The following is a 2,418-nucleotide window of genomic DNA, read 5'->3' as shown; positions in this document are numbered from 1 at the left end:
CGATCACCGGGACCGGGGCGGTCAGCACCGCCCGCACCAGCTCGGCGGCGCTGGTCATGGTGGCCTCGGGGCTGGGCGCCTCGTCCGTCCCGGCCCCGTCCCGGATGGCCTGCAGGTCCGCCCCGGTGGTGAACGCCCCGCCCTCGCCGGCGAGCACGATGACTCTGGTGTCGGGGTCCAGGCTCTGCTCGGAGATGATCTCCACCAGTGCGCTCACCGTCGGGTGGTCGAGCGCGTTCATCCGGTCGGGTCGGTTGATGCTGATAGTCGCGACACCCAGGTCGTCGCGGTCGACCATGACCGCGTCCCGGCCCGTGGGGGTCATCGGACCGTCTCCGCGGCGGCGACCATGCCGGCCAGCCGGTCGGTGATGATCGACTCGGCCTCGGCCATCATGCGGTCGACCAGCTCGGCCGCGGTGGGCACGTCGTCGATCAGGCCCTGGCACTGACCCGCCGACCAGATGCCGGCGTCCAGGTCGCCGTCCTCGAAAACCTTGCGGCCCCGGGCCCCGGCGACGAGGTGCTGGATGTCGGAGAACTCCACGCCCTCGGCCTCCCTGGCCACCACTTCCGCCGAGACGGCGTTCGCCGCGACCCGCGCGGTGTTGTGCAGCGTGCGGAAGATGAGCGTGGTGTCGAGCTCGGAGTTGGCGACGATCTGCTGCTTGACCTGGTCCGCGACCGGCGATTCGGCCGTGCACATGAACCGCGTCCCCATGTTGGCGCCGTCGGCCCCCAGGGCCAGTGCGGCCACGAGGCCGCGGGCGTCGGCGATGCCTCCGGACGCCAGCATCGGGATGGTCAGCCGGGCCGCCGCGGCGGGGATGAGCACCAGACCGGGGACGTCGTCCTCACCGGGATGTCCGGCGCACTCGAAGCCGTCGATGGAGACGGCGTCCACGCCGAGCTTCTCAGCCTTGAGTGCGTGCCGCACGGAGGTGCACTTGTGGATGACCTTGACGCCGGCGTCGTGGAAGACAGGGAGATGGTCCTTGGGGTTGGACCCGGCGGTCTCGACGATCTTCACGCCCGACTCGACGATCGCCTGGCGGTACTCCGCGTACGGGGGCGGCGTGATCGACGGGAGGATCGTGAGGTTGACCCCGAAGGGCTGGTCGGTCATCTCCCGGCACCGGGCGATCTCGCGGACCAGGTCCTCGGGCGTCGGCTGGGTGAGCCCGGTGATGATTCCCAGCGCCCCCGCCTCGGACACGGCGGCCGCGAGTTCGGCGCGGCCGACCCACATCATGCCGCCCTGGACGATCGGATGACGGACGCCGAACTCCTCGGTGAAGCGGGTACGGATCACGGCTGGACCTCCTCGTAGGTGCCGCCGGAGGCGGCCTTGGACCGCAGGGACTCCGGCGGGGTGAAACGGTCCCCGTAGCGTTCGGCGAGCTCCTCGGCGCGGGCGACGAAGCCGGGCAGGCCGCCCGGGTACTGGTCCATGTAGCGGGCGACGCCGCCGGTCCAGCCCGGGAAGCCGATGCCCAGGATCGAGCCGACGTTGGCGTCGGTGGTGGTCTCCAGCACGCCCTCGTCGAGGCACTTGACGGTCTCGATCGCCTCGGCGAACAACATCCGGTCGATCGCGTCCTGCAGCGGGATCTCGGTGGCGGGGCCGAAAGCCTCCGCCAGGCCCGGCCAGAGTCCGGAGCGCTTGCCGTCGGTGTACTCGTAGAAGCCGGCGCCGGTGGAGCGGCCCTTGCGGTCGTGCTCGTCGATCATCGTGTCGAGTACGGCGTTGCCCGGGTGGTCGGGCAGCGGCCGGCCCTCTGCCTCGGCCGCCTGGCGGGCCTCGTCACGGATCTTGCGGGGCAGGGTCAACGTGAGTTCGTCCATCAGCGCGAGCACCGGCGCCGGGTAGCCGGCCTGCGAGGAGGCCTGTTCGACGGTGGGCGCGGGGACGCCCTCGGCGAGCAGCGCCATGCCCTCACTGGTGAAGGTCCCGATGACCCTCGAGGTGAAGAACCCGCGGGAGTCGTTGACGACGATGGGGGTCTTGCCGATCTGCGCGACCAGGGCCAGGGCGCGCCCGAGGGCATCCTCCGAGGTCTCGGCGCCCTTGATGATCTCGACCAGCGGCATCTTGTCGGCGGGCGAGAAGAAGTGCAGGCCGATGAAGTCGGCCGGCCGGTCCACGCCGCCCGCGAGCATGGTGATGGGAAGGGTCGAGGTGTTGGAGCACAGCAGCGCGTCCGGGGCGATGTGCGGCGCGATCTCCGCGAACACCGTCTCTTTGACCTTCGGGTCCTCGAACACGGCCTCGATGACGGCCTGCGCACCGGAGGCGGCCGCGGCGTCGGTGGTGGGGGTGATGCGCGCCAGGAGCGCCTCGCCCTTCGCCTGCGCGGCGTCCCGGGCCTCGCCCTCGGCGGCGCGGGCGACGGTCTTGGCGACGAGCTTCTCCGAATAG

3 protein-coding genes are annotated in these 2,418 nt (G+C 71.3%); all 3 read right to left on the bottom strand.

Going from position 1 to position 2,418, the window contains the following annotated elements; translation table 11 throughout:
- On the bottom strand, positions 1 to 325 hold a 325-nt coding region (locus G6017_RS06190), incomplete at its 3' end, for an enoyl-CoA hydratase/isomerase family protein (RefSeq protein WP_182616472.1).
- Complete coding sequence (locus tag G6017_RS06185; protein ID WP_182616474.1) at positions 322 to 1,308, bottom strand: NAD(P)H-dependent flavin oxidoreductase; 987 nt, start codon at positions 1,306 to 1,308, stop codon at positions 322 to 324. The genes G6017_RS06185 and G6017_RS06190, both read right to left, overlap by 4 nt.
- Positions 1,308 to 2,418 (bottom strand): 3-hydroxyacyl-CoA dehydrogenase NAD-binding domain-containing protein (locus tag G6017_RS06180; RefSeq protein WP_241731397.1); only part of this gene is annotated, 1,111 nt, incomplete at its 5' end. The genes G6017_RS06180 and G6017_RS06185, both read right to left, overlap by 1 nt.

This window comes from Dietzia sp. B44 (genome assembly GCF_014145245.1).
Classification (GTDB): Bacteria; Actinomycetota; Actinomycetes; order Mycobacteriales; family Mycobacteriaceae; genus Dietzia; species Dietzia natronolimnaea.
This window is presented reverse-complemented; position numbering and strand designations above follow the sequence as displayed.